21 protein-coding genes are annotated in these 23,064 nt (G+C 69.9%); 12 read left to right on the top strand and 9 right to left on the bottom strand.

From position 1 onward, the window contains the following. Window positions 1-150 precede the first annotated feature (150 nt). Window positions 151-1,047 (bottom strand): endonuclease/exonuclease/phosphatase family protein, encoded by an 897-nt coding sequence (locus ACFUPX_RS13080; RefSeq protein WP_383320333.1) that lies wholly within the window; start codon window positions 1,045-1,047, stop codon window positions 151-153. 229 nt (window positions 1,048-1,276) lie between these two features. Here ACFUPX_RS13080 and ACFUPX_RS13085 point away from each other — a divergent pair, with 229 nt between their 5' ends. After that, on the top strand, window positions 1,277-2,569 hold the full coding sequence (locus tag ACFUPX_RS13085; RefSeq protein ID WP_383320334.1) for a DUF6986 family protein: 1,293 nt from the start codon (window positions 1,277-1,279) through the stop codon (window positions 2,567-2,569). Between the two features lie 33 nt (window positions 2,570-2,602). Here the strand turns inward: ACFUPX_RS13085 and ACFUPX_RS13090 are convergent, their stop codons facing one another. Continuing rightward, complete coding sequence (locus ACFUPX_RS13090; RefSeq protein WP_383320336.1) at window positions 2,603-3,589, bottom strand: LacI family DNA-binding transcriptional regulator; 987 nt, start codon at window positions 3,587-3,589, stop codon at window positions 2,603-2,605. Window positions 3,590-3,823: 234 nt separating this feature from the next. Here ACFUPX_RS13090 and ACFUPX_RS13095 point away from each other — a divergent pair, with 234 nt between their 5' ends. Beyond that, window positions 3,824-4,789: an ROK family protein gene (locus ACFUPX_RS13095; RefSeq protein ID WP_383320338.1), complete on the top strand. Its 966-nt coding sequence runs from the start codon at window positions 3,824-3,826 to the stop codon at window positions 4,787-4,789. A 97-nt stretch (window positions 4,790-4,886) separates the two neighbouring features. Here ACFUPX_RS13095 and ACFUPX_RS13100 read toward each other — a convergent pair whose 3' ends face one another. Beyond that, window positions 4,887-6,950: an NPCBM/NEW2 domain-containing protein gene (locus ACFUPX_RS13100; RefSeq protein ID WP_383320340.1), complete on the bottom strand. Its 2,064-nt coding sequence runs from the start codon at window positions 6,948-6,950 to the stop codon at window positions 4,887-4,889. Between the two features lie 267 nt (window positions 6,951-7,217). Between ACFUPX_RS13100 and ACFUPX_RS13105 the strand changes: the two genes are divergently transcribed. From ACFUPX_RS13105 to ACFUPX_RS13115, 3 genes are all read left to right on the top strand, one after another. Next, window positions 7,218-8,486, top strand: coding sequence for an ABC transporter substrate-binding protein (locus tag ACFUPX_RS13105; RefSeq protein WP_383320342.1), 1,269 nt, complete (start codon window positions 7,218-7,220; stop codon window positions 8,484-8,486). A 65-nt stretch (window positions 8,487-8,551) separates the two neighbouring features. Then, window positions 8,552-9,466 carry a carbohydrate ABC transporter permease gene (locus ACFUPX_RS13110; RefSeq protein ID WP_383320557.1) on the top strand — a complete coding sequence of 305 codons (915 nt, stop codon included), beginning with the start codon at window positions 8,552-8,554 and terminating at the stop codon, window positions 9,464-9,466. After that, window positions 9,463-10,389 (top strand): carbohydrate ABC transporter permease, encoded by a 927-nt coding sequence (locus ACFUPX_RS13115; protein ID WP_383320344.1) that lies wholly within the window; start codon window positions 9,463-9,465, stop codon window positions 10,387-10,389. Before ACFUPX_RS13110 ends, ACFUPX_RS13115 begins: the two co-directional genes overlap by 4 nt. A 31-nt stretch (window positions 10,390-10,420) precedes the next feature. Here ACFUPX_RS13115 and ACFUPX_RS13120 read toward each other — a convergent pair whose 3' ends face one another. Further along, window positions 10,421-11,026: a TetR/AcrR family transcriptional regulator gene (locus ACFUPX_RS13120; protein WP_383320346.1), complete on the bottom strand. Its 606-nt coding sequence runs from the start codon at window positions 11,024-11,026 to the stop codon at window positions 10,421-10,423. A gap of 65 nt (window positions 11,027-11,091) precedes the next feature. Here ACFUPX_RS13120 and ACFUPX_RS13125 point away from each other — a divergent pair, with 65 nt between their 5' ends. Together ACFUPX_RS13125 and ACFUPX_RS13130 are read left to right on the top strand one after the other, a co-directional pair. Continuing rightward, a complete protein-coding gene (locus ACFUPX_RS13125) occupies window positions 11,092-12,132 on the top strand; it encodes an ATP-binding cassette domain-containing protein (RefSeq protein ID WP_383320348.1) in 1,041 nt (346 codons plus the stop codon). Further along, entirely contained in the window at window positions 12,129-12,992 is an 864-nt protein-coding gene (locus tag ACFUPX_RS13130; protein WP_383320350.1) for an ABC transporter permease, read from the top strand. The genes ACFUPX_RS13125 and ACFUPX_RS13130 overlap by 4 nt, the downstream gene beginning before the upstream one ends. 362 nt (window positions 12,993-13,354) lie before the next feature. Here the strand turns inward: ACFUPX_RS13130 and ACFUPX_RS13135 are convergent, their stop codons facing one another. Next, window positions 13,355-13,744 carry an STAS domain-containing protein gene (locus tag ACFUPX_RS13135; RefSeq protein ID WP_383320352.1) on the bottom strand — a complete coding sequence of 130 codons (390 nt, stop codon included), beginning with the start codon at window positions 13,742-13,744 and terminating at the stop codon, window positions 13,355-13,357. A 303-nt stretch (window positions 13,745-14,047) separates the two neighbouring features. Between ACFUPX_RS13135 and ACFUPX_RS13140 the strand changes: the two genes are divergently transcribed. Further along, complete coding sequence (locus tag ACFUPX_RS13140) at window positions 14,048-15,091, top strand: NUDIX domain-containing protein (RefSeq protein WP_383320354.1); 1,044 nt, start codon at window positions 14,048-14,050, stop codon at window positions 15,089-15,091. An 11-nt stretch (window positions 15,092-15,102) separates the two neighbouring features. Here ACFUPX_RS13140 and ACFUPX_RS13145 read toward each other — a convergent pair whose 3' ends face one another. Continuing rightward, window positions 15,103-16,458, bottom strand: a complete 1,356-nt coding sequence (locus ACFUPX_RS13145) for a dipeptidase (RefSeq protein WP_383320356.1) — start codon at window positions 16,456-16,458, stop codon at window positions 15,103-15,105. A 135-nt stretch (window positions 16,459-16,593) separates the two neighbouring features. On the opposite strand from ACFUPX_RS13145, the gene ACFUPX_RS13150 reads away from it, so the two are divergent. Further along, window positions 16,594-17,796, top strand: coding sequence for a geranylgeranyl reductase family protein (locus tag ACFUPX_RS13150; protein WP_383320358.1), 1,203 nt, complete (start codon window positions 16,594-16,596; stop codon window positions 17,794-17,796). A gap of 2 nt (window positions 17,797-17,798) precedes the next feature. Here ACFUPX_RS13150 and ACFUPX_RS13155 read toward each other — a convergent pair whose 3' ends face one another. Beyond that, window positions 17,799-18,281 (bottom strand): nitroreductase/quinone reductase family protein, encoded by a 483-nt coding sequence (locus ACFUPX_RS13155; protein WP_383320360.1) that lies wholly within the window; start codon window positions 18,279-18,281, stop codon window positions 17,799-17,801. Window positions 18,282-18,455: 174 nt separating this feature from the next. Here ACFUPX_RS13155 and ACFUPX_RS13160 point away from each other — a divergent pair, with 174 nt between their 5' ends. The 3 genes from ACFUPX_RS13160 (at window position 18,456) to ACFUPX_RS13170 (ending at window position 21,217) form a co-directional block, all read left to right on the top strand. Beyond that, window positions 18,456-19,154: a TetR/AcrR family transcriptional regulator gene (locus ACFUPX_RS13160; RefSeq protein WP_383320362.1), complete on the top strand. Its 699-nt coding sequence runs from the start codon at window positions 18,456-18,458 to the stop codon at window positions 19,152-19,154. A gap of 144 nt (window positions 19,155-19,298) precedes the next feature. Then, window positions 19,299-20,555 (top strand): sensor histidine kinase, encoded by a 1,257-nt coding sequence (locus ACFUPX_RS13165; protein WP_383320364.1) that lies wholly within the window; start codon window positions 19,299-19,301, stop codon window positions 20,553-20,555. Further along, entirely contained in the window at window positions 20,552-21,217 is a 666-nt protein-coding gene (locus ACFUPX_RS13170) for a response regulator (RefSeq protein ID WP_383320366.1), read from the top strand. Before ACFUPX_RS13165 ends, ACFUPX_RS13170 begins: the two co-directional genes overlap by 4 nt. Here ACFUPX_RS13170 and ACFUPX_RS13175 read toward each other — a convergent pair. Together ACFUPX_RS13175 and ACFUPX_RS13180 are read right to left on the bottom strand one after the other, a co-directional pair. After that, complete coding sequence (locus ACFUPX_RS13175) at window positions 21,178-21,450, bottom strand: DUF6332 family protein (protein WP_383320368.1); 273 nt, start codon at window positions 21,448-21,450, stop codon at window positions 21,178-21,180. The two genes, ACFUPX_RS13170 and ACFUPX_RS13175, sit on opposite strands and share 40 nt — an antisense overlap. A gap of 80 nt (window positions 21,451-21,530) precedes the next feature. Beyond that, window positions 21,531-23,018 carry an MFS transporter gene (locus ACFUPX_RS13180; RefSeq protein ID WP_383320370.1) on the bottom strand — a complete coding sequence of 496 codons (1,488 nt, stop codon included), beginning with the start codon at window positions 23,016-23,018 and terminating at the stop codon, window positions 21,531-21,533. Between the last annotated feature and the right edge of the window lie 46 nt (window positions 23,019-23,064).

Genomic DNA, 23,064 nt, shown 5'->3' on the forward strand with positions numbered 1-23,064 from the left:
CCCCGATCTTCGACCTCGTCGACTACGGCGTGGTCGGCGACCTCTTCGACGTCGTCCCCGCCCTCACCGAAGAGGTCAACACCCGCAAGGGCTGATCTCGTCGACCGTACGAGGCCCTCACCCCGCGCGCGGGGTGAGGGCCTCGGCGCGTCACAGGGTCAGGCTCGCCTGCACCGGCAGATGGTCGCTCGGGAACTGGCCGCCCAGCGAGAAGGTGTTGATGGCCGCCGAGTGGGCCCGCACCTCGGGCGTCGCCAGGATCCAGTCGATCCGGTCGCCGTCGGGCACCAGCGGCTTGTAGCCGTGGAAGGTGGCGTACGCCTTGCTGCGCTCGGCCGCCGCGTCCCACGTGTCGACGAGACCGGCGCCGAGCATCGTGTCGTAGACCGCGTTCTTGTGGGCCGCGACATTGAAGTCACCCGTGACCAGGAGCGGCAGGGACGGGTCGAGGGCGGCGATGCGCTCCGAGATCAGACTGGCGGCACGCGTGCGTGCGTGCTGACTCGCGTTGTCGAGGTGCGTGTTGAGTACATACAGCTCGGTGTCCGTGCGCAGATCGCGGAAGCGGACCTGGGTGACCATGCGGATGGAGCCGCCGCCCCAGGTGTTCGATCCGATGACGTTCGGCGTGTCGGAGAGCCAGTAGTGGTCGTACTCGACCGGCGCGAGTCTGCGGGTGTCGTAGAAGACGGTCATGAACTCGTCGCGGCTGCCGCCCGCCCGGCCGGTGCCGATCCAGTCGTAGTGCGGGCCCAGGTCCTCGGCGATGTCCCGCACCTGCTGGTAGAGGCCTTCCTGGGTGCCGATGACGTGGGGGCGCGCGCGGCGAAGGAGCTCCTGGGTCACCGGGCGGCGGTCGGCCCAGGTGTTGGGCGGCGTGGTGCTCGCGTAGCGGAGGTTGAACGACATGATCTCCAGGCGGCGCCCCGCGCGCTCCACCGCGTGTACGGGTGACGCGGCGAGCGCGGTGGTGAACAGGGGCACTGCCACCGCGGCGAGCGCGGTCTGCAGGCCGAGGCGGCGCGTAACTCGGGTGTCGTTCGGCACGCGGTCTCCTTCGATGGGTGACGGTCAGGATGAGGTGCGGGCGCGCGAGTGCGGAAGCAGGATCTGAGACACGGGTGAACGGACGAGGTCCGGCAGACGAGAGGGTGTTGACCAGCGGGAAGGTCGCCGGATAACTTCGCCATACGGATTGTTGATTCCGTGAAGCGGAAGTTCGCAGTAGTTCGAGTGGTCCTGAGTGTGTGGTCCTGAGCGTGTGGAGGGTGCAGGAATGGGTCAGCAAGAGAAGGTGGCAACGAGTCTCGCGGGCGCGGTCAGCGAGGGCATCAGCGCTTCCCTCGCCCCGGTGGACGCGGAGCTCGAGCGCCGCTATCCCGGAGACCCGGGCACCCGCCAGCCGGTCCACACGGTGTACGTCCCCGGGGAGCTCTTCGGCGCCGACACCATCCGTACGTGGGGCGACCAGGCCCTGAAGGCCCTCGACGAGCACGCTCCGGACGCCGCGTCCTTCGCGGCCGTCCTCGGCCTCGCCGACGACCTCGCCGCGCCGGTCTACGACCGCGTACGCGCCAAGCTGGAGCGCGAGCCCGTCGAGGACCTGCGCATCGACTTCGAGGACGGCTACAAGGGCGCGGACGAGGACCAGGACGCCGCCCGCGCGGCCCGCCTGATCTCCGAGGCGTACAAGAACGGCACCGCGGCCCCGTACATGGGCATCCGCATGAAGTGCTTCGAGGAGAACGTGCGCGACCGCGCCATCCGCACCCTCGACATCTTCCTGTCCGGCCTCATGGAGGCGGGCGGCCTGCCGGACGGCCTCGTCCTGACGCTGCCCAAGGTGACGTACCCCGAGCAGGTCACCGCGATGGTGCGCCTCCTTGAGGAGTTCGAGAAGGTACGCGGCCTGGAGGCGGGCCGGATCGGCTTCGAGATCCAGATCGAGACCAGCCAGTCCATCCTCGCCGCCGACGGCACCGCCACCGTGGCCCGCATGATCGGCGCGGCCGAGGGCCGCGCCACCGGCCTGCACTACGGCACCTTCGACTACAGCGCCTGTCTGCACGTGAGCGCCGCCTACCAGACCAGCGACCACCCGGCCGCCGACCACGCCAAGGCGATCATGCAGGTCGCGGCGGCGGGCACCGGCGTACGCGTCTCGGACGGCTCCACCAACGTCCTGCCGATCGGCACCACCGAGAAGGTCCACGACGCCTGGCGGCTGCACTACGGCCTCACGCGCCGCGCCCTGGCCCGCGCCTACTACCAGGGCTGGGACATGCACCCCGGCCACATCCCCACGCGCTACGCCGCCGTGTTCGCCTTCTACCGCGAGGGCTTCGAGCCGGCCGCCGCGCGCCTGTCCGCGTACGCCGCCCACCGCGAGGGCGGCGACGTGGCGGACGAGCCGGCATCGGCCAAGGCGCTCGCCGGCTACCTGCTGCGCGGCCTGGACTGCGGCGCCCTGGACGTCGGCGAGGTCACCCGGCTCACCGGCATGACGCTGGCCCGCCTGCAGAGCTTCTCGGGCCCGCGCCGCGGGGACCTCACGCCCTCCGCCAAGTAGCGCGAGCAGCGACTCCCGCCGCGCCGCCAACCGTCAGCCCGCTGGCGGCAGTTCGCCCGACCCGCGCTGGATGAGCCGGGTCGGGAGTTCGATGCGCTCCGGTGCGTCGGACGCGCCGTCGAGCTGACGGAACAGGCGCTCGGCGGCGGTCCGGCCCAACTGCGCGGCATCCTGGGCGACGACGGTCACGCCCGGCTGCAACAGGTCCGCCAGCTCGATGTCGTCGAAGCCGACGAGGGCCACGGGACGGGAGAGACCGGCGAGGACGCGGACGACCGTCACCGTCACACGGTTGTTGCCCGCGAAGATCGCCGTCACGGGGTCCGGGCCCTCCAGCATCGTCCTGGTGGCCGGTCCCACGCGGTCCGGCGACGTGGTGCCCAGGGACATCCACTCCTCCTCGACGGGGATACCGGCGTCCTCCATGGCCGCGCGGTAGCCGCGCAGGCGCTCTATGGCGGTGTGGATGCGCGGCTGGTCGCCGATGAAGCCGATGCGGCGGTGGCCGTGGGCGATCAGATGGGCGACGCCGTCGCGCGCGCCGCCGAAGCTGTCGGAGAGCACGACATCGGCGTCGATCTTCCCTGCGGGGCGGTCGACGAAGACGGTGGCGACACCGGCGGCGATCTCCGGCTCCAGATAGCGGTGGTCGTCACCGGCCGGGATGACCACCAGACCGTCCACCCGGCGCGCGCACAGCGCGAGCACCAACTCCTGCTCGCGGTCCGGGTCTTCGGCGCTCGAACCGTTGATGAGGAGCGCGCCGTGGGCACGGGCCACTTCCTCCACGGCGCGGCTCAGCGGGCCGTAGAACGGGTCGGCGAGGTCTTCGAGGACCAGACCGATGCTGGCCGTGCGGCCCTTGCGCAGCACCCGCGCGCTGTCGTTGCGGCGGAAGCCCAGGGCGTCGATGGCCTCCTGGACGCGGCGTTCGGTGTCCGGGGTGACGCCCGGCTCGCCGTTCACCACGCGGGAGACCGTCTTGAGGCCGACTCCGGCGCGGGCGGCGACGTCTTTCATGGTCGGACGGTTGCCGTAGCGGGGTTCGGGTCGCTCGGGTCGGCTGGCGGTCTCGGCCACGGTGCGCTGTCCTGTCGTCGACGTAGGTGGGCTGAAGTGGTGCGTAAGTGATGTGGCGTCGAGCATAGAACCTGGACAACGTTGTCAGATGCGAGAGAGACTGTCCATCGCATTCTCCGGCCTGCCCTTTCACAAAAAGGGTGGCCTGCCCTTTCACCAGGAGATCTGACACTGATGCACACGGACCTCGTCGCCGCACTCGACATCGGCGGCACCAAGATCGCCGGCGCCCTGGTGGACGGCCGCGGCCGGATCCTGCTGCGCGCCCAGCGGCCCACGCCCGCGCGCGAGGACGGCGACACCGTGATGCGGGCGGTCGAAGAGGTCATAGGCGAGCTCACGCGCTCCCCGCTGTGGGGCGGGGCGCGGGCGGTCGGCATCGGCAGCGCGGGTCCCGTGGACGCGTCGGCGGGCACGGTCAGTCCGGTCAACGTGCCGGGCTGGCGCGGCTATCCGCTGGTCGAGCGGGTGCGCGCGGCCACCGGCGGCCTCCCGGTCGAGCTGGTCGGCGACGGCGTCGCGATGACGGCGGCCGAGCACTGGCAGGGCGCGGCGCGCGGGCACGACAACGCGCTGTGCATGGTGGTGTCCACCGGAGTCGGGGGCGGACTGATCCTCGGGGGCACGCTGCACCCCGGCCCCACCGGCAACGCGGGGCACATCGGGCACATCAGCGTCGATCTGGACGGCGACCCCTGCCCGTGCGGGGCGCGTGGGTGCGTGGAGCGCATAGCCAGCGGGCCCAACATCGCGCGCCGTGCGCTGGAGGGCGGCTGGCGTCCGGGGGCCGACGGCGACACGTCCGCCGCCGCGGTGGCCGTGTCCGCGCGGGCCGGCGACCCGGTCGCCGTCGCCTCGTTCGAGCGGGCGGCGCAGGCGCTGGCCGCGGGGATCGCCGCCACGGCCACGCTCGTCGAGATCGACATCGCCGTGATCGGGGGCGGGGTCGCGAAGGCGGGGAACGTACTCTTCGACCCGCTGCGCAGGGCGCTGCGGGAGTACGCGACGCTCTCGTTCGTACGTCATCTGACCGTGGGCCCGGCCTTGATGGGGACGGACGCGGGCTTGGTGGGGGCCGCGGCCGCCGCGCTGATCAAGGAGCCCAGCGCGATGGACCTGCGTCCCGCCGTGGGGAGTTGACCTGTCCGCGGGCCGGCCTTGGCCGGGCCGAACGACGTCGGCCCGGCCCGGCCCTGCCCGCGGGTCAAGGGTTCACGCGGCTCAGCAGGTCAACGGCTCAGCAACTGAGCACCGGCTGCGCCCAGTCCGCATGGTCGGAGTCCCTGCCGTCGCCGCCGTCCGTGACGACGAGGCGTACGACCTGGGCGCCGGTCACATCCGCCGAAAGGCCCCGCGCGGCATCGGCGTTGGTGAGTACGCCGGTCGACGCGGCCTTCTTGCCGTCGGCCCAGATCTCGAAGGTGACCGTTCCCTTCGCGCCCTTCTCGTCGTCGACACCCACCTGCGCGGTGACCTGCTCGCAGGATCCGCCGGTGTAGTACTCGACGGCGCTGTCGGCGTGCACCCCGAGCCCCTTGGAGTAGACCACCCCGCCGATGGTGAGCGGGTTTCCGTCGCCCGCCGCGCTCTCGCCGTTGCTGGTGTTCTTCTCGACCGGGCCCCAGCCGTTGACCGTCGACATCCATGGCAGCTCACTGACCGCCGAGTTGCCCGCGGGTGGCGCCACGACGACATGGGCCGTCAGCGGCAGCACGCTCTCGGCGCGGGTGCCCGCGGGGGAGCGGTAGCTGGTCCTGAGCGTCAGGTCGTACGCTCCGGGGGCCGCGCCCTGCGGTGCGGTCACCGACCACGACGTACTCAGCGACTTGCCCGTACGCAGGGAGCTCGCGGTCGAGGGTGAGGTCGCCTTGATCCGCCAGCCGGAGGGGCCGGTGAACGTGGCGGACACCTTCTGCGCGGAGGTGCGGCCGAGGTTGGTGACCTTGGACGTCAGCTTCTGCGGCCTGCCCGCCTCCACCAACGGGTCGGCGCTCAGGCCGAGTTCGACCGCCGGTGGGTTCTTGGACCACTCGCCGTCCGCGGCGACCCGCAGCAGTACGGTGCCGTGCGCGGGGACGGTGGCCGAGATCGTGCCCGCCGTGTTGTAGCTCTTGTGCTGCCAAAGATCGCGCAGCGTGTACCCCTCGGCGTCCGGGAGGCCGACGGCCTTCGCCGATGTGGCGATCGGCTGGGCGGTGCCCGTCTCGTTGAAGAGCGCGACCGTCCGGCTGCCGTCCTTCATCTCCTTGGCGACGACCCAGCGGCCATCCTGTGAGGACAGCACTTCGCCCTGCTTGCCCAGCGGGTCCTGGTCGACGGCGATGACTTCCTTGTTGCCGATGATCTCGAAGGTCTCGGGTGTGGCCTTGCGCAGGTCGGAGCCGATGAGCAGCGGCGAGGCCATGATGGACCACATCGAGAAGTGCGTGCGGTACTCGGTGTCGGTCATGCCGCCGTTGCCGACCTCGAGCATGTCCGGGTCGTTCCAGCGGCCCGGACCCGCGTGCGGTGCGAGCGGCAGGTTCTGCTTCATGATCGACAGCATCGAGGACCAGTTGTCGCTGATGTCGCCCGTGGTGCGCCACAGATGGCCGACGTCGGCGGCCCACTCCCAGGGCTTGTTCTCGCCCCACTCGCAGAGGCTGTAGACGATGGGGCGGCCGGTGGCCTTGAGCGCGTCGCGCATGGCGGTGTACCGCTTCTTGGCGTCGACACCTTGGTTGTTGCAGTTGTCGTACTTGAGGTAGTCGACGCCCCAGTCGGCGAACTGCCGCGCGTCGCTGACCTCATGGCCGAGTGCGCCGGGAAAACCGATGTCGCTGCACGTCTTGGTGCCGGCGCTGGTGTAGATGCCGAGCTTGAGCCCCTTGGAGTGCACGTAGTCGGCAACTCCCTTGATCCCATTGGGGAATCGCTTGGGGTCGGGGACCAGTTTGCCGTTGGCGTCCCGCTCGGGAAGTGCCCAGCAGTCGTCGAGGTTGACGTACTGATATCCGGCGTCCTTGAGGCCCTTCTCGACGAAGACGTCCGCGATCCCCTGGACCATTGCCTCGTCGAACTCGGCCCTGCAGTGGGTGGAGTTCCAGTTGTTGAAGCCCATGGGAGGGGTGAGGGCGAGGTTGCCGGGGAGCTTCGGCTCTGCGGCGGCGGGCCGCTCGGCGGCAGCGGGCCGCTCTGCCGCGCTCGCACCGCCGGTGTCGCGTGCCGCCGCCGGTGCGGCCAGGCCCGCGGCACACAGCAGTGCGGCGGCCAGCGATCCGACGACTCTTCGACGAGTTGCGAGGGGTGAGATATGACGCATCGTTACATTCCTCCGTACTCGCAGAAGTTGGGGGGCTGCATGTACGTGTCAGAGGTGCGCGCTTACGTTAGGCCGTGTTGAAGTCTGTTGGAAGAGGGGCGTAACGGTTCGAGCAACCGCCCGCCAAAACCCTTGACTGGTAGGTCACTTGGGAGTGGGATCGCAACCCTCGCGTTCGGTTGTGTTCGGTTGCACCCCGAGGAGGGGGACATGGCACAGTCATCGTTCATGGGTTCTGCCACGCCTCGAAGCATGTCAGGACATCGGATGTCACGGCGGAATGTCCTGCGTGGTGCGGCCGCCGGAGCCGGAGCGCTCACCCTTCCGGCCCTGCTCACGGCCTGTGGCGACGGACCGGGCGGCAACAAGGACGAAGTCTCGATGGGCTCCAATTCCTCGGACGCCGTGCCCAAGAAAGCGTTCGCCGCCGCCTTCGACGCCTATGAGAAGAAGTCGGGGAAGACCGTCAAGGTCAACACGACAGAGCACAACGAGTTCCAGCAGAACATCACGCGCTATCTGCAGGGCACGCCCGACGACGTCTTCATGTGGTTCGCGGGCTACCGCATGCAGTACTTCGCGGAGAAGGGCCTGCTGGTCGACATCAGTGACGTATGGAAGGGCTTCAAGGGGTTCTCCGCCGCCCTGCGGGAGCAGTCCACCCACGAAGGCAAGCAGTACTTCGTGCCGTATTACTACTACCCATGGGCCGTCTTCCACCGCAAGAGTCTCTTTGAGAAACAGGGCTACGAACAGGCCAAGACCTGGGACCAGTTCATCGCACTCGCCAAGAAGATGAGCAAGGACGGCATCCCCGTCGCCTTCTGCGACAAGGACGGCTGGCCCGCCATGGGCACCTTCGACTACATCAACATGCGCCTCAACGGATACGAGTTCCACAAGAGCCTGATGGCCGGCGAGGAAGCCTGGACCGACACGAAGGTCAAGAAGGTCTTCGATCTCTGGCGCGAACTCATGCCGTACTACCAGAAGGGCGCGCTCGGCCGCACCTGGGAAGAAGCGGGCCAGGGGCTCCAGCAGCGCAAGACGGGCATGGCCGTCTTCGGGATGCCGCACCCAGGCCAGCAGTTCCCGGCGGACGAACGCGACGACATCGACTTCTTCGCCTTCCCCGAGATCGATCCGGCGCACGGGCAGGACGCCGTGGAGGCGCCGATCGACGGATTCCTGGTGGCGAAGAAGTCGAAGAACCTCGACGGCGCCAAGGAACTCCTGAAGTATCTCGGGACACCGAAGGCCGAGGACATCTACCTGGCCGGCGACCCGAACAACGTCGCGGTCAACGAAGGCGCCGACACCAGCAAGTACAGCCCGCTGCAGAAGAAGTCGGCCGAACTCGTCGCCGGCGCCAAACAGATCTCGCAGTTCCTCGACCGTGACACCCGGCCCGACTTCGCGCAGACGGTCATGATCAAGGCGCTCCAGGACTTCATCGACGACCCCAATGATGTCGATGGCCTGGTCAACAGCATCGAGCGGCAGAAGAAGGACATCTTCTCGTCGGACGTCAGCTGAATAGCGAGGGATCGCGCTCCGTGCCGCAGAAGACCGTGCCGCAGAAGACCGTGCCGCGGAAATCCATGCCGTGGAATTCCGCGCGGCGCGCCGGACGGCGGGGACCACGGCGCTTCACGCGCCGTGACGTCGCCGTGCTCGGTGTGCTGCTGGGAATCCCCGTACTCCTCGACATCTTCATCATCTGGGGCCCGACCCTGGCCTCCATCGGCCTGTCCTTCACGTCCTGGGACGGCATCGGCGACATCCAGTGGGTGGGCGGAAAGAACTACGAGAACCTCGTCGACAACTATCCGGCGTTCTGGCCCGCCGTCCGCCACAACCTCCTGTGGATCGCTTTCCTCGGCCTGGTGGCCACGCCGTTCGGCCTGCTCCTCGCGGTGGTCATCGACCGCGGAGTCCGCTTCAGCCGCTTCTACCAGTCGGTGCTCTACATGCCGGTGGTGCTCTCGCTCGCCGTGGTCGGCTTCATGGCCCAGCTGCTCCTGGGCACCGACCAGGGCGTGGTCAACACGATCCTCGACAACCAGAACGATCCGATCGACTGGCTCGGGAATTCCGACATCAACCTCTGGATGATGATGCTGGCCGCGAGCTGGCGGCACACGGGCTACGTCATGATCCTCTATCTGGCCGGGCTGAAATCCGTCGACCCCGCGCTGAAAGAAGCAGCGCAGATAGACGGTGCGAACGCCCGCCAGACATTCTTTCGGGTCGTCTTCCCGACGCTGCGCCCCGTCAATGTCATCGTCGGCGTCATCACGGTCATCGAAGCTCTGCGCGCCTTCGACATCGTCTACGCGGTCAACAAAGGCCGCAACGGCCTGGAACTGCTCTCCGTGCTCATCACCGACAACATCATCGGCGAGGCGAGCCGCATCGGATTCGGCTCCGCCATCGCGGTCGTCCTCCTGACCGTCTCGCTCGGATTCATCGTGACGTTCCTGGTCCAAGAGCTGCGAGGTGCGCGCGACCGATGACCGCCGACATCCACACCACGCCGCGTTCCGCCGCCCCGGCGCCGCCCGCCGAAAAGCCCACCGGCCGCACCCGTCGCCGAGGCCGTTTCGGGGTGCACCTCTTCCTGATGGCGGTGACCCTGGGCTTCCTCGCGCCGCTCCTCCTCGCGGTCTATGCCTCCTTGCGGCCGTACGAGGAGACGGCGAAGCACGGCTATTTCTCGTTCCCCGAGCACCTGTCGTTCGACTATTACCGCCAGGCCTACAGCGATTCCGGCATGGGCAAGTACTTCACCAACACCCTGCTCATCGCGGTACCGGCGGTCCTCATCACGCTCTTCCTGGCTGCGTTCGTGGCATTCGCCGTCTCCCGCCTGCGGATCCGCGGCGGAATGATCCTCCTGATGTTCTTCACGGCGGGAAACCTGCTGCCACCACAGGTCCTGGTCACCCCGCTCTACGTCCTCTTCCTCAAAATCCCCCTCCCCTGGTGGATGTCGGACTCGCTGACCCTCTACGACTCCTACTGGGCGATCATCATCGTCAACATCGGCTTCCAGGTGGGTTTCTGCGTCTTCGTGCTCTCCAACTTCATGCGCACGCTGCCGCAGGAAATCCTGGAGGCGGCGATCGTGGACGGAGCGGGGGTGTGGACCCAGTTCTGGCGCATCACCCTGCCCTTGTGCCGCCCCGCCCTGGCAGCGCTCGCCACACTGGAATTCACCTGGATCTACAACGACTTCCTGTGGGCCCTCATCTTCATCTCCAACCCCGACAAACTCCCGATCACGTCGTCCCTGAACAACTTGAGGGGCCAGTTCTTCACGGACTACAACCTCTTGGCAGCAGGCTCGGTCCTGGTGGCGCTCCCCACGGTCCTGGTCTTCCTGCTCCTGCAGCGGCACTTCATCGCGGGGCTGACGTTGGGGTCGAGCAAGGGGTGAGCCGCCGTCGGCGGCCGTGCGGGGCGGAGCGCTAGCGGGGCGCCTGGCCGACGCAGAGGCGAAGCGTGCTCTTCAGGCACAGGGCCGCCGCCTCGTGGGTGGTCAGGCGCTCGGCGGCGACCTCTGCGGCGGCAGCGTGCTGGAGCCCGATGACGGCGGCGGTGAGCCATGCGGCGGGGAGGGACGCGTCGAAGTCGCCCGTGCCTTGGCCTCGTTGGATGAGCCGTTCGAGCCGCGGGGGCACGACCTCGGAGAGAGCGTTGCGGTTGGGCCGCGGGGCCAGGGGCGCGGTGGGGTTGAGCAGGAGGGGGTTGCGGCGAAGGAACCGCCACCCGGCGTCGAGGAACTGGGCCAGCGCCTCGGCGGGCGGAGCGGTGTCGAGGCCGGCGGCGTCGAGCGCGGAGAGGTATTCGGCCGCCGCGGCCTCGATGAGGGCGGCGATCAGGGCGTCGCGTGAGGGGAAGTGCGCGTAGACGGTCTGGCGGGTGACGCCGGCCGTGGCGGCGATGTCCTCCATGCTCGCGTCGGGCCGCTCGCCGAGCACGACCCGGGCCGCGTTGAGGATGGCGTCGACGCTGCGCCGGGCGTCGGACCGGCGGCGGCGTGGCGGCGTGGCGGTGTCGTGCGAGTCGGCCATTCCAGGAATGGTATGCGCTCGGCCAGAACCTTGACACGTCGTAAGAGTTAGCTAACTCTGACAGCATGTCAAAAAAGAGCTCGGGTGAGGATCAGCCGGCGATCGAGGCGCGCGGGTTGGTCAAGGTCCATGGAGAGCGCAGGGCGCTGGACGGGATCGATCTGACGATCCCGCGCGGGCAGGTGTTCGGGTTCCTCGGCCCCAACGGGGCGGGCAAGACCACCACGATCCGCATACTGGCCACCCTGACCCGGCCTTCCGGCGGCACCGCCCGTGTCCTTGGGCACGACGTGCTGACTGGGACGGCTGCGATCCGGGCCCGAGTGGCGGTGACCGGCCAGTTCGCCTCCCTCGACGAGGACTTGACCGGTCACGAGAACCTGCTGATCCTCGGCCGGCTGCACGGACTCTCCGCCGCCGCGTGCAGAAAGCGCGCCGACGACCTGCTCGCCGCGTTCGATCTGACCGACTCGGCCGACCGGCCGGTGAGCGGCTACTCGGGCGGTATGCGCCGTCGGCTCGACATCGGCGCCAGCCTGCTCGTGACCCCCGACCTGCTGTTCCTCGACGAGCCGACCACCGGCCTCGATCCGCGCAGCCGCAACCAGGTGTGGGACCTGGTCCGCCGGATCGCCGCGGTCGGCACCACGGTGCTGCTGACCACCCAGTACCTGGAAGAGGCCGACCAGCTCGCCGAGCGGATCGCGGTCATCGACAACGGCCGGATCGTGGCCGAAGGCACCAGCGCCCAGCTCAAGTCCCGGGTCGGCTCGGGAACCCTGCACCTCAGGCTCCTCGAAGGCGGGCAGCGTCCGCAAGCGCTGCGGATCCTGGCCGATGCCCTGGAAGGAACGGTCCAACCCGCCGCCGACCCGCACTCCCTGTCGATCCTGCTCGCCGCCCGGCCCGACGCGACGGACGTGGGCCGGCTGGTCGGGCGGGCCGCGACCCGGCTCGCCGACGCCGGGGTGGGCATCGCCGATCTCTCCGTCGGCCGACCGAGTCTGGACGAGGCCTTCCTCGCCCTGACCGGACAGCAGGACGCTGCGGCCACGATCGACCACGAGGACGCTCCGACCATCGACCAGGAGGAACTCAGCGCATGACCACCTCTGCCGCCTCCACCTCCGCCGCCTCCGTACGCCCCACCCCGGCGGACGCCGACCCGATCGACGCGCTGCTCGCCGAGGGACGCGAACGCCACCGCGCCGGTGCCCTGCTCGCCTCTGCCACCTTCGGCAGGCGCGCCATGCTCAAGCTCGGGCACGACCCCAAACAGCTGGTGGACTCGGCCGCCATCCCCATCCTGCTCACCGTGCTGTTCACCTACCTGTTCGGTGGTGCCATCAGCGGCTCGACCAGCGAATACCTCAAGACTCTGCTGCCCGGCGTGCTCAGCATGAGCATCGCCATCGTCACCATGTACGGGGGTGCCCGACTCGCCCAGGACGTACAGAGCGGAGCCTTCGACCGCTTCCGGGGGCTGCCGGTCTGGCGCGGCGCCTTCGTGCTCGGCGGACTGCTCAGCGACGCCGCCCGTTACCTGTTCGCCTCCGCCATCGTGGTCGGCCTCGGTCTGGTCATGGGCTACCGCCCCGACGGCGGCGTGCCGGGTGTCCTCGCCGCGGTCGCCCTGGTCATCGCCTTCGGGCTCTCGCTGTCCCTGGTATGGGCCGCCGTCGCCCTGCTCATCCGCGACGCGGCGGTCGTCCTCAGCATCGCCAACGCCGTACTGATGCCGCTCTCGTTCGCCAGCAACGTCTTCGTACAGCCCGGCACCATGCCCGGCTGGCTCCAGGCGTTCGTCGACGTCAACCCACTCAGCCACGTCGCGACCGCGGCCCGGGGGCTGATGAACGACACCGGCAACGTCGGCGGCGCGCTCACCTGGTCCCTCACCGCGACCGCCGCCATCACCCTCGTGTGCGCCCCCATCACGCTGCGCCTCTACGGCAAGCAAGGCTGAGGCGAGAAATCCGTTCCGACGGGAGCGGAAGGCGTTACCGACGGGGCGATAGCCGCCGTCCGCATGATCCGATCCGTGTCACGCGCCGTCATGTCCCGTACCGCCCAGCGGGATTGAGATCGTCGGATTTCGCATACCGGCCCTCTCCACCAGACGGAGCATCCCGCATGAAAGCCCCGAAGTACGCGCGTGACATTCCCGGCCTGTGCTGGGACGAGAGGCCCGGTGATGTCCTGCACTGCACCCTGGGGCAGGGCCACGGGGGAGACCACTTCCACGCGTACACCAGAACCAGGTGGCCCAACCGTGCGCGTGCTGCCCGGACCGGCACCGAGCGAAGGTGAAGGCCCGCCGCTGCGGACTCACTTGTCCTCCAGGGCTTTCTCCAAGGCCCTCTCCAGCGAAGGGACGGGCGCCAGCATGGGTGTGAGGCCCGTGAGGCGCAGGATGCGGAGCGTCAGGCGATGGGTGCAGACCACGAAGAGGTGGGCGCCCCTCTCCGCCGTGCGGCGGTGTGCGCGGACCAGCAGGGCGACGCCGGAGCAGTCGAAGAACGTGGTCCTGGTCAGGTCGATGACCACGGTGGTCGCCGTTCCACCGGTGATCGGGTCGAGGAGCGGGGCCATCCGCTGGTAGGCCAACAGGTCGATCTCACCGTGCAGTTCGATGACAACCGCGCCGTTGTGGCCGTACACGCGCGGCTGCTGGTCGGATTCTTCGAAGGCGAATTCGTTCAGTGCATCGAGTTGCACATGTCCCCCCAGTGTCGACGTCGGCCGGGTCCTCGTGGCAACGGGGTGCGTCGAAAGAGCCGGATTCAGGAGGTCACCAGGGGCTGGGGCGCCTGGCGGATCACGCTAGCGGGGGAGGGAGTGCCCTGGAGTGAGGGAACGATTCATGCAGGGCTACTGCCACCCGATGGGGTGAAGTGAATGTGAATCGCTTGACAGTTTGTGGCACCTTTCGGCCCGCACGTTGGGCGCCTCATCAGGGCCTGGTTTCCGTGGCAGGGTGTTGCGGGCAAGCCACAGGGGGCCAACAGAAGAGGGGGAACCGTGATCGTCTGGGTCAACGGCGCGTTCGGTGCGGGGAAGACCAGCGCCGCACGGGAACTGATCGAGCTGATCCCGAACAGCACACTCTTCGACCCCGAGGTCATCGGCGGCAGACTGCCCGACCTCCTGCCGCCCAAGCGCCTCGCCGAGGTGAGCGACTTCCAGGATCTGCCGATCTGGCGGCGGCTCGTCGTCGACACCGCGGCGGCCCTGCTCGCCGAGGTCGGCGGTGTCCTGGTGGTGCCCATGACCCTGCTCCGGCAGGACTACCGCGACGAGATCTTCGGCGGCCTCGCCTCGCGCAGGATCGCCGTACGCCACGTGGTCCTGGACCCGGACGAAACGATCCTGCGCCAGCGCATAGCCGCTAGACCCGTCCCCGATCTGCCGGTCGGTGAGATACGCGTGCGGCAGTGGTCGTTCGACCACATCGAACCCTACGGAGCCGCGCTCGCGGGCTGGCTCGGCGCCGACGCCCACCGCATCGACACCGGTGCGCTCACCCCCTGGGAGACCGCCGAGCGCATCGCTGACGCCGTACGCACCGGGGCCGCGTCGATCTGCGACATCGTGCAGACCCCGGAGCCCACGGCGGAGACGCTCGCGGCCGGTGTGCTGCTCTTCGACGAGCTGGACCGGGTGCTGCTCGTCGACCCGACGTACAAAGCGGGCTGGGAGTTCCCCGGCGGCGTCGTCGAACCGGGCGAGGCACCCGCGCGCGCGGGCATGCGCGAAGTCGCCGAGGAGACCGGCATCCACCTCGCCGACGCCCCCCGGCTCCTGGTCGTCGACTGGGAGCCGCCCGCACCCCCCGGCTACGGAGGGATGCGGTTCCTCTTCGACGGCGGCAGCCTCGACAGCACCGAGGCCGGGCGGATGCTCCTGCCCGGCCCCGAACTGCGCGACTGCCGCTTCGTCACCGAGCAGGAAGCGGCCCGCCTCCTGCCACCCGTGCGCTACGAACGGCTGCGCTGGGCCCTACGCGCGCGGGAGCGCGGTGTGCCCCTGTACCTGGAGGCGGGAGTGCCGGTCGGCACCCGGTGACCGGTGGTGCCTCAGCTCGCCGCGTACTTCTGGAGGAACAGCGCCTCCGCGACCGAGAGCCGCTCCAACTCCTGCGGCGACACGCTCTCGTTGACCGCGTGGATCTGCGCCTCGGGCTCGCTCAGGCCGATCAGCAGGATCTCCGCGCGGGGGTAGAGCGCGGCGAGCGTGTTGCACAGCGGGATCGAACCGCCCTGCCCCGCGTACTGCATCTCCTCGCCCGGGTACGCCTCACCCATCGCCTCGGACATCGCCGCGTACGCCGGGCTCGTGGTGTCCGCGCGAAACGGCTGGCCCTGCCCGATCTGCTCGGTGGTCACCTGCGCGCCCCACGGGGTGTGCGCCTCCACGTGCGCCTGGAGCAGCTTGGTGGCCTCGGCCGCGTCCACGCCCGGCGGCACCCGCAGGCTGATCAGCGCCCGCGCGGCGGCCTGCACGGACGGCGTCGCGCCGACCACCGGCGGGCAGTCGATGCCGATCACCGTGACCGAGGGACGCGCCCAGATGCGGTCGGCGACCGTGCCCTTGCCGACCAGAGCGACACCGTCGAGCACCTTGGCGTCCCTGCGGAAGTCGCCCTCTTCGTACTGAAGCCCGTCCCACGCCTCGTCGCCCGTGAGCCCGTCGACCGTCGTCGAGCCGTCCTCGGCGCGCAGCGAGTCGAGGACGCGCACCAGCGCCGCGAGCGCGTCGGGGGCCGCGCCGCCGAACTGCCCCGAGTGCAGATTGCCCTCAAGAGTGTCGACACGGACGCGTACGAGGGTCATGCCGCGGAGTGTCGTGGTGACCGTCGGCAGGCCCACCCGGAAGTTGCCCGCGTCGCCGATGACGATCGTGTCGGCCGCCAGCAGGTCGGGGTGCTCCTCGGCGTACCGCTCGAGGCCGCCCGTGCCCTGCTCCTCGGAACCCTCGGCGATCACCTTGACGCTCACCGGGACGCCGCCGTTGGCCTTCAGGGCGCGCAGCGCGAGCAAGTGCATCAGGACGCCGCCCTTGCAGTCGGCGCTGCCGCGTCCGTACCAGCGGCCGTCTCGCTCCGTCAGCTCGAACGGCGGGGTCGTCCACGCCGACTCGTCCAGCGGCGGCTGCACGTCGTAGTGCGCGTAGAGCAGCACCGTGGGAGCGCCCTCAGGGCCGGGCAGCAGGCCGTACACGGACTGGGTGCCGTCCGGGGTGTCGAGCAGGGCCACGTCCTGGAACCCCTCGGCGCGCAGCGCGTCCGCCACCCAGTTCGCGGCGGCCTCGCTCTCGCTCCTGGGGAACTGGTCGAAGTCCGCCACCGACTTGAAGGCCACCAGTTCGGTGAGCTCCGCCTTCGCCTTCGGCATGAGTGAGGCGATGGTCCCGGCGATCGGATTCGGCGACATGGGCACGCTCCTCGTAGGTGCGACGTTGTACGTATGTGGGTGTTGTGATCCTCCCACAGGAGGGTGCCGGGGGTGCCCGCCGTAGGATGCCTTGGAAAGCGCGGCCAACAGCTGGATCGGGAGCGGTAGACCAACGTGAGCAGCGAGAACTCAGCGGACGACGCTCAGTACGTGTGGGACGTCGTCGTGGTGGGAGCAGGGCCCGCCGGGGCGTCGGCTGCCTATGCGGCAGCCGTCGCGGGACGCAGCGTCCTCGTCCTGGAGAAAGCCGAACTGCCCCGGTACAAGACGTGTGGCGGCGGCATCATCGGCCCCTCGCGTGACGCGCTCCCGCCGGGGTTCGAACTGCCCTTCCGGGACCGGGTGCACGCGGTGACGTTCTCCCTGGACGGCAAGTTCACCCGCACCCGCCGCTCTAAGCAGATGCTCTTCGGGCTCATCAACCGCCCCGAGTTCGACCAGCAGCTCGTCGAGCACGCGCAGAAGGCGGGCGCGGAGTTGCGTACGGGCGTGACCGTCGCGCGCGTGGAGCAGCACGGCTCCGCGGTGCCCGACCGGCGCACGGTCGCCGTGGTGCTGCAGGGCGGTGAGACGGTGCTCGCCCGTGCGGTCGTCGGAGCCGACGGCAGCGCGAGCCGCATAGGAGCACATGTCGGCGTGAAGCTCGACCAGGTGGATCTCGGTCTCGAGGCCGAGATCCCGGTGCCGCAGAGCGTCGCCGAGGACTGGGCGGGCCGGGTCCTGATCGACTGGGGCCCGATGCCCGGCAGTTACGGATGGGTGTTCCCCAAGGGCGACACGCTCACCGTCGGAGTCATCTCCGCGCGCGGCGAAGGCTCGGCCACCAAGCGGTACTTGGAGGACTTCATCGCCCGCCTCGGGCTCGCGGGCTTCGAGCCGAGCATCTCCTCCGGCCATCTGACGCGCTGCCGCAGCGACGACTCGCCGCTCTCGCGCGGCCGGGTCGTGGTGTGCGGTGACGCGGCGGGTCTCCTCGAGCCGTGGACCCGCGAGGGCATCTCCTTCGCGCTGCGCTCGGGCCGGCTCGCGGGGGAGTGGGCGGTGCGGATCGGCGAGGCGCACGACGCGGTCGACGCCCGCCGCCAAGCCCTGAACTATGCCTTCGCCATCAAGGCGGGCCTCGGTGTCGAGATGAGCGTCGGCAAGCGCATGCTCACCCTCTTCGAGCGCCGTCCGGGGGCGCTGCACGCTGCGATCACCGGGTTCCGGCCCGCGTGGAACGCGTTCGCGAGGATCACCCGCGGCTCGATGACGCTCGGCGAGCTGGTGCGGAACCATCCGCTGGCGGGACGGGCGCTGAGCGCGCTCGACCGCTAGCGTCACTTCGTGAGGGTGACGCGGAAGACGGGGTGGTCGCCGGCGGCCGCCTCGATCTCCGCGTCCGTGGACTTGGCGGTGACGCCCTTGAAGTACTGGTTGACCTCCCAGCCCCACTTCTCCAGGTAGCCGCGCAGCACCGGCAGCTTCTCGGCGTCCGGAATCTCCTCGACCGTGAACGAGCGGACCTTGCGCCCTACGCGCAGCTCGCCGCCGCCCGCCACGCGCATGTTGCGCACCCACTGCGAGTGCCCACGGGCCGAGACCAGGTACTGGGCGCCTTCGTACGTGAACGGGTTGACCGGGATGCGCTGCATCTGCCCGCTCTTGCGTCCCCGCACGGAGAGCTCGGCCGAACCCATCAGGCTGATGCCGCGCCGCGCCAGCCAGCCGATCACGCCGTTGAGGCGCACGGCCATCGGGCTGCCCTTGAGGTAGTAGGGGGTGGGGGACGACGAGGAGGACGACGAGGACGACGCTGCCATGGTGACCGCCAAGGTTCGGAGAGTTTCCGAGAGCACTGCTCTCGCTTGAGAGAAGTGTGCCCGAGACAGGTGCTCCATTTCAAGAGCAGTGCTCTCGAAGTTGTGCGGCGCTCGCTTAGTGGTGCGCCGATCTCGTTTTGGTGCACTGCTCCGCACTCGTGGCACACTGCCTCTATGAGCAGCGCTACCAGCGGGGCCAGGGCCCGCGCCCGAGTCGAAGTCACCGCCGCCATCAAGGACGAGGCGCGCAGACAGCTGGCGGCCGAAGGCGCCGCCAAGCTCTCCCTGCGCGCCGTGGCCCGCGAGCTCGGCATGGTGTCCTCCGCCCTCTACCGCTACTTCCCCAGCCGCGACGACCTCCTGACGGCGCTCATCATCGACGCCTACGACTCCCTCGGCGCCGCCGCCGAGGCCGCGCACGCCGAGGTCGCGTCGGCCCAACCCCTGCGCCGCTGGACCGTCGTGTGCGAGGCCGTGCGGTCCTGGGCGCTCGCGCACCCCCACGAGTACGCCCTCATCTACGGCTCGCCCGTCCCGGGCTACAGCGCCCCCGCCTCCACGGTCCAGGCCGCCGCCCGCGTCGGGCAGCTGCTCATCGGGATCGTGCGCGATGCCCATCAGGGCCGTGGTGTCGCCGTGCAGCCGCTGCCGGGCGGGCTGCGTCCCGAGGCCGAGCGGATCGCCGCCGATCTCGCGCCCGATCTGCCGCCCGCGGTGATCACGGCGATGGTCGCCGCATGGGCCCAGCTGTTCGGGCTCGTGGGCTTCGAGCTGTTCGGGCAGTTCAACCGCGTGGTCGAGGACCGTTCGGCGTTCTTCTCGTACGCGTCCACCCAACTCGCCCACGGGGTCGGCCTGTTGCAGCACAAGTAGGCCCCGACCTGGCGAGGGACTACGAGGTGCCCGCACCGGCGCCGCTCAAGGAGGAGGGGCGGTCCAGGTACTACAGCGGGAGTACGCGTGATCGCCACGTGCGGCTGACGCCCGGCGCGCACCGCGCGGTCTAGCGTTGCCGTCATGGATGAGCAGCGCGAACACAGGCGCGGCGGTCCGCCCCTGCCCTGGGGCGGACCGACCGCGTGGCGGCACGGGCCGCCCTGGTGGAACCGGCGCGACGACGACACGGGGGGCAGCAGGCTGCCGTGGCTGACGACGCTGGCGATCACCGTGTTCGTGCAGGTCGGCTCCGGGTTCGCCGCGCACGGCCAGCTCGATCGTGAGCCGCTGGGCATCCTCGGCCGGCTCCTCCTGCTCGCGGGCACGCTCTCGCTCCTGCTGCGCCACCGCCATCCCGTCCCCGTCGCGTACTTCACGGCAGGGACCGCGCTGGTCTACCTCGGGGCCGGGTACGCCTACGGCCCCGTCCTGCTCACCGTGGCCGTCGGCTGCTTCGCCGCGGTCGTCGCGGGGCACCGGCGGGCGGCGTGGGGCGCCGTCGCGATGCTGTGGGCGGGACATCTCCTCGTCGCGCACTGGCTCTACCGGTGGCTGCCGCCCGACGGTGACGACGCCCGGACGTGGGGCGAGGAAACCGTCGTCGCCGTCTGGGTCGTCGCCATCATCGCCGTGTCCGAACTCGCCCGCGTACGCCGTGAGCAGTGGATGAAGGAGCGTGCCGAGCGCGCGCAGGCCGCGAAGCGGCGGGCCGACGAGGAGCGCCTTCGCATGGCGCGCGAGCTGCACGACGTCCTCGCGCACAGCATCTCCGTGATCAACGTCCAGGCGGGCGTCGGCCTCGCCCTGCTCGACTCCGACCCCGAGCAGGCCCGCACCGCCCTGACCACCATCAAGGCCGCGAGCAAGGAAGCGCTGGGCGAGGTCAGGCAGGTCCTGGACACCCTGCGTGCGCCCGGTGAGGCGCCCCGGGCCCCGGCCCCCGGGCTCGACCGGCTGCCCGAGCTCGTGCAGCAGGCGGCCAGTGCGGGACTCACTGTCGAGGTCGACACGCAGGGGGCGGGCAAGAAGCCGGCGCCCGGCGTCGACCTCGCCGCCTTCCGCATCGTCCAGGAGGCCCTCACCAACGTCGTACGGCACTCCGGATCGCGCAACGCGCGCGTGCTGGTGCGCTACGAGAGCGCGACGCTCACCCTGCGCGTGGACGACGACGGGCCCGCCACGGGCGCGGACGCGGGCGGCAGCGGCAACGGTCTTGCCGGGATGCGGGAGCGCGCCGCCGCCCTGAATGGCACGATCGAGGCGGGCTCGCGCCCGGACGGGGGATTCCGGGTCACCGCCGTACTGCCCATGCGCTCGGCACCTCAGGAGGACCAGTGATCCGCGTACTGCTCGCCGACGACCAGTCGTTGGTCAGGGCCGGCTTCAAGGCACTGCTCGGCGCCCAGCGGGACATCGAGGTCGCGGGTGAGGCCGCGGACGGCGAGGAGGCGGTGCGCATGGTGCGTGAACTGCGCCCCGACGTCGTCCTGATGGACATCCGCATGCCGCTGCTCGACGGCCTCGCCGCGACCCGGGGGATCACCGGCGATCCCGGCCTGAACGACGTCAAGGTGGTCATGCTCACCACCTTCGAGCTGGACGAGTACGTCTTCGAGGCGATCCGTTCCGGGGCATCGGGCTTCCTGGTCAAGGACACCGAGCCCGAGGAGCTGCTGCGCGCCGTCCGTGCGGTGGTCGACGGCGACGCGCTGCTCTCGCCGGGTGTGACGCGCCGTCTGATCGCCGAGTTCGCGGCCCGCTCCAAGGAGCCCACGGGCCCCGAGCCGCTCGGTGAACTCACCGAGCGGGAGCGGGAGGTGATGGCGCTGGTCGGCATCGGCCTGTCGAACGAGGAGATCGCCCGCCGCCTGGTCGTCAGCCCGCTCACCGCCAAGACGCACGTCAGCCGGACCATGGTGAAGCTCGGCGCCCGTGACCGGGCCCAACTGGTGGTCCTGGCCTACGAGTCGGGCTTGGTGCGTCCTGGCTGGCTGGGCTGACGCGTCCGGCGGTAGCGCACGAGGACCGTCACCAGGGACACGACGAAGACCGCGGCGGCGGTGATCGCGCCGATGCGGTCGAGGGTGTGCGCCGAGGGCGATGCCACGCCGAAGATGTGCACCGGCGCCGTCACGGTGAAGAAGGCGGCCCCCGCCAGGCTCGTCGCGACGAGCAGCGCGAAGCAGCTCTCCACGGTGGCCTCGTCCCGCTGGGCCTGTGTCCTTCGCCCCATGCCCCGAGTGTCAGGGGTGCGCCTCCGGCGGGCAAGGAACTGCCCGCCGGAGAAGGGGTGTTGACGGTGCGTCCGATCGATCAGTCGTGGACGGCCACCGGCTCCTTGTCCGCCTCGTGCTGTACGGACTTCACGACCACGACGGTCTCCTGCGGGCGACGCTTCCGCAGCCCGGTGAGGGTGATCAGCAGACCGGCGACCGCGATGGCCGTGACCACGATCAGGCCGGGCCGGTAGCTGTCGAGGACGGCCTGCGGCGAGGCGTCGGCTCCGTCGGAGGACGCGGTGATCACTGCCGTGACGACGGCGAGGAAGATCGCGCCGCCCACCTGGATCGAGGTGTTCAGGAGGCCCGAGACCATGCCCTGTTCGTCGTCGTGCACGCCGTTGGTGGCCTGGATGTTGAGCGAGGGGAAGACCAGGGCGCACGCGAAGCCGAGCAGGATCATGGACGGCAGGACCATGGAGGCGTACGACGGGGTGAGGCTGACCCGCAGGAACAGCGCATACGAGGCGACGAGCAGGACGAAGCCCGCCACGATGACCCGCGGTGTGCCGAACCGGTCGATCACCGAACCGACCTTCGTGGACGACAGGGCGACCAGTGCGCCCGCGGGCAGGAAGGCGAGCGCGGTCTCCAGGGCGGACCAGCCGAGCAGCGTCTGGAAGTACTGGGTGGCCAGGAACTGGAAGGAGACGTAGCCGCCGAAGAACGTCATCGCGCCGATCTGGGCCCGCAGTTGGGGACCCGAGCGCAGGACGCCGAGTCGGATCAGCGGGCTCGCGGTGCGCAGTTCGATGCGTACGAAGACGGTGAGCAGCACGGCCGCGGCGAGGAACGACAGGAGGGTGCGGGCCGATGTCCAGCCGGCCTCCGGTGCCTCGACGACCGTGAAGACGAGCAGCAGCATCGCCGCCGTGCCGGTGACGGCGCCCGGTACGTCGTAGCCGCCGGTGTTCTTCTCGCGGGGGCTGCGCGGGATCAGCTTGAGACCGGCGACCAGGGCGATGACGGCGATGGGCGCGGGCAGCAGCATCGTCAGGCGCCAACTGGCCTCGGTGAGCAGCCCGGAGAGGACGAGGCCCATCGAGAAGCCGGTGGCGGCGCAGGTGGTGTAGATGGTGAGCGCGCGGTTGCGCAGCGGGCCCTCGGCGAACGTGGTGGTGATGATGGAGAGGCCGGCGGGTGCGGTGAAGGCGGCGCTCAGGCCCTTGATGAAGCGGCTGGCGATCAGCAGCGGACCCGAGTCGACGAACCCGCCGAGCAGCGAGGCGAGGGCGAAGACGGCGAGGGCGATCAGGAAGACCCGGCGCCGCCCGAGCAGGTCGGCCGCACGGCCACCCAGGAGCAGGAGGCCGCCGTAGCCGAGGATGTAGCCGCTGACGACCCACTGGAGGGTCGAGGTCGAGAGGTTCAGCTCGGAGCCGATGGAGGGCAGGGCGACGCCGACCATCGACACGTCGAGCGCGTCGAGGAACATCGCGGCGCAGAGCACCAGGAGGGTGCCCCACAGGCGCGGGGACCAGCGCTCCGGGGACGCGGAGACAGCTGTGAGCGGAGAAGTCATGCGGAGCACAGTACATGCACATGCATTGAGTGCAAGTGCATTTAAT

The sequence above is a fragment of the Streptomyces sp. NPDC057302 genome, assembly GCF_042667685.1.
Classification (GTDB): domain Bacteria; phylum Actinomycetota; class Actinomycetes; order Streptomycetales; family Streptomycetaceae; genus Streptomyces.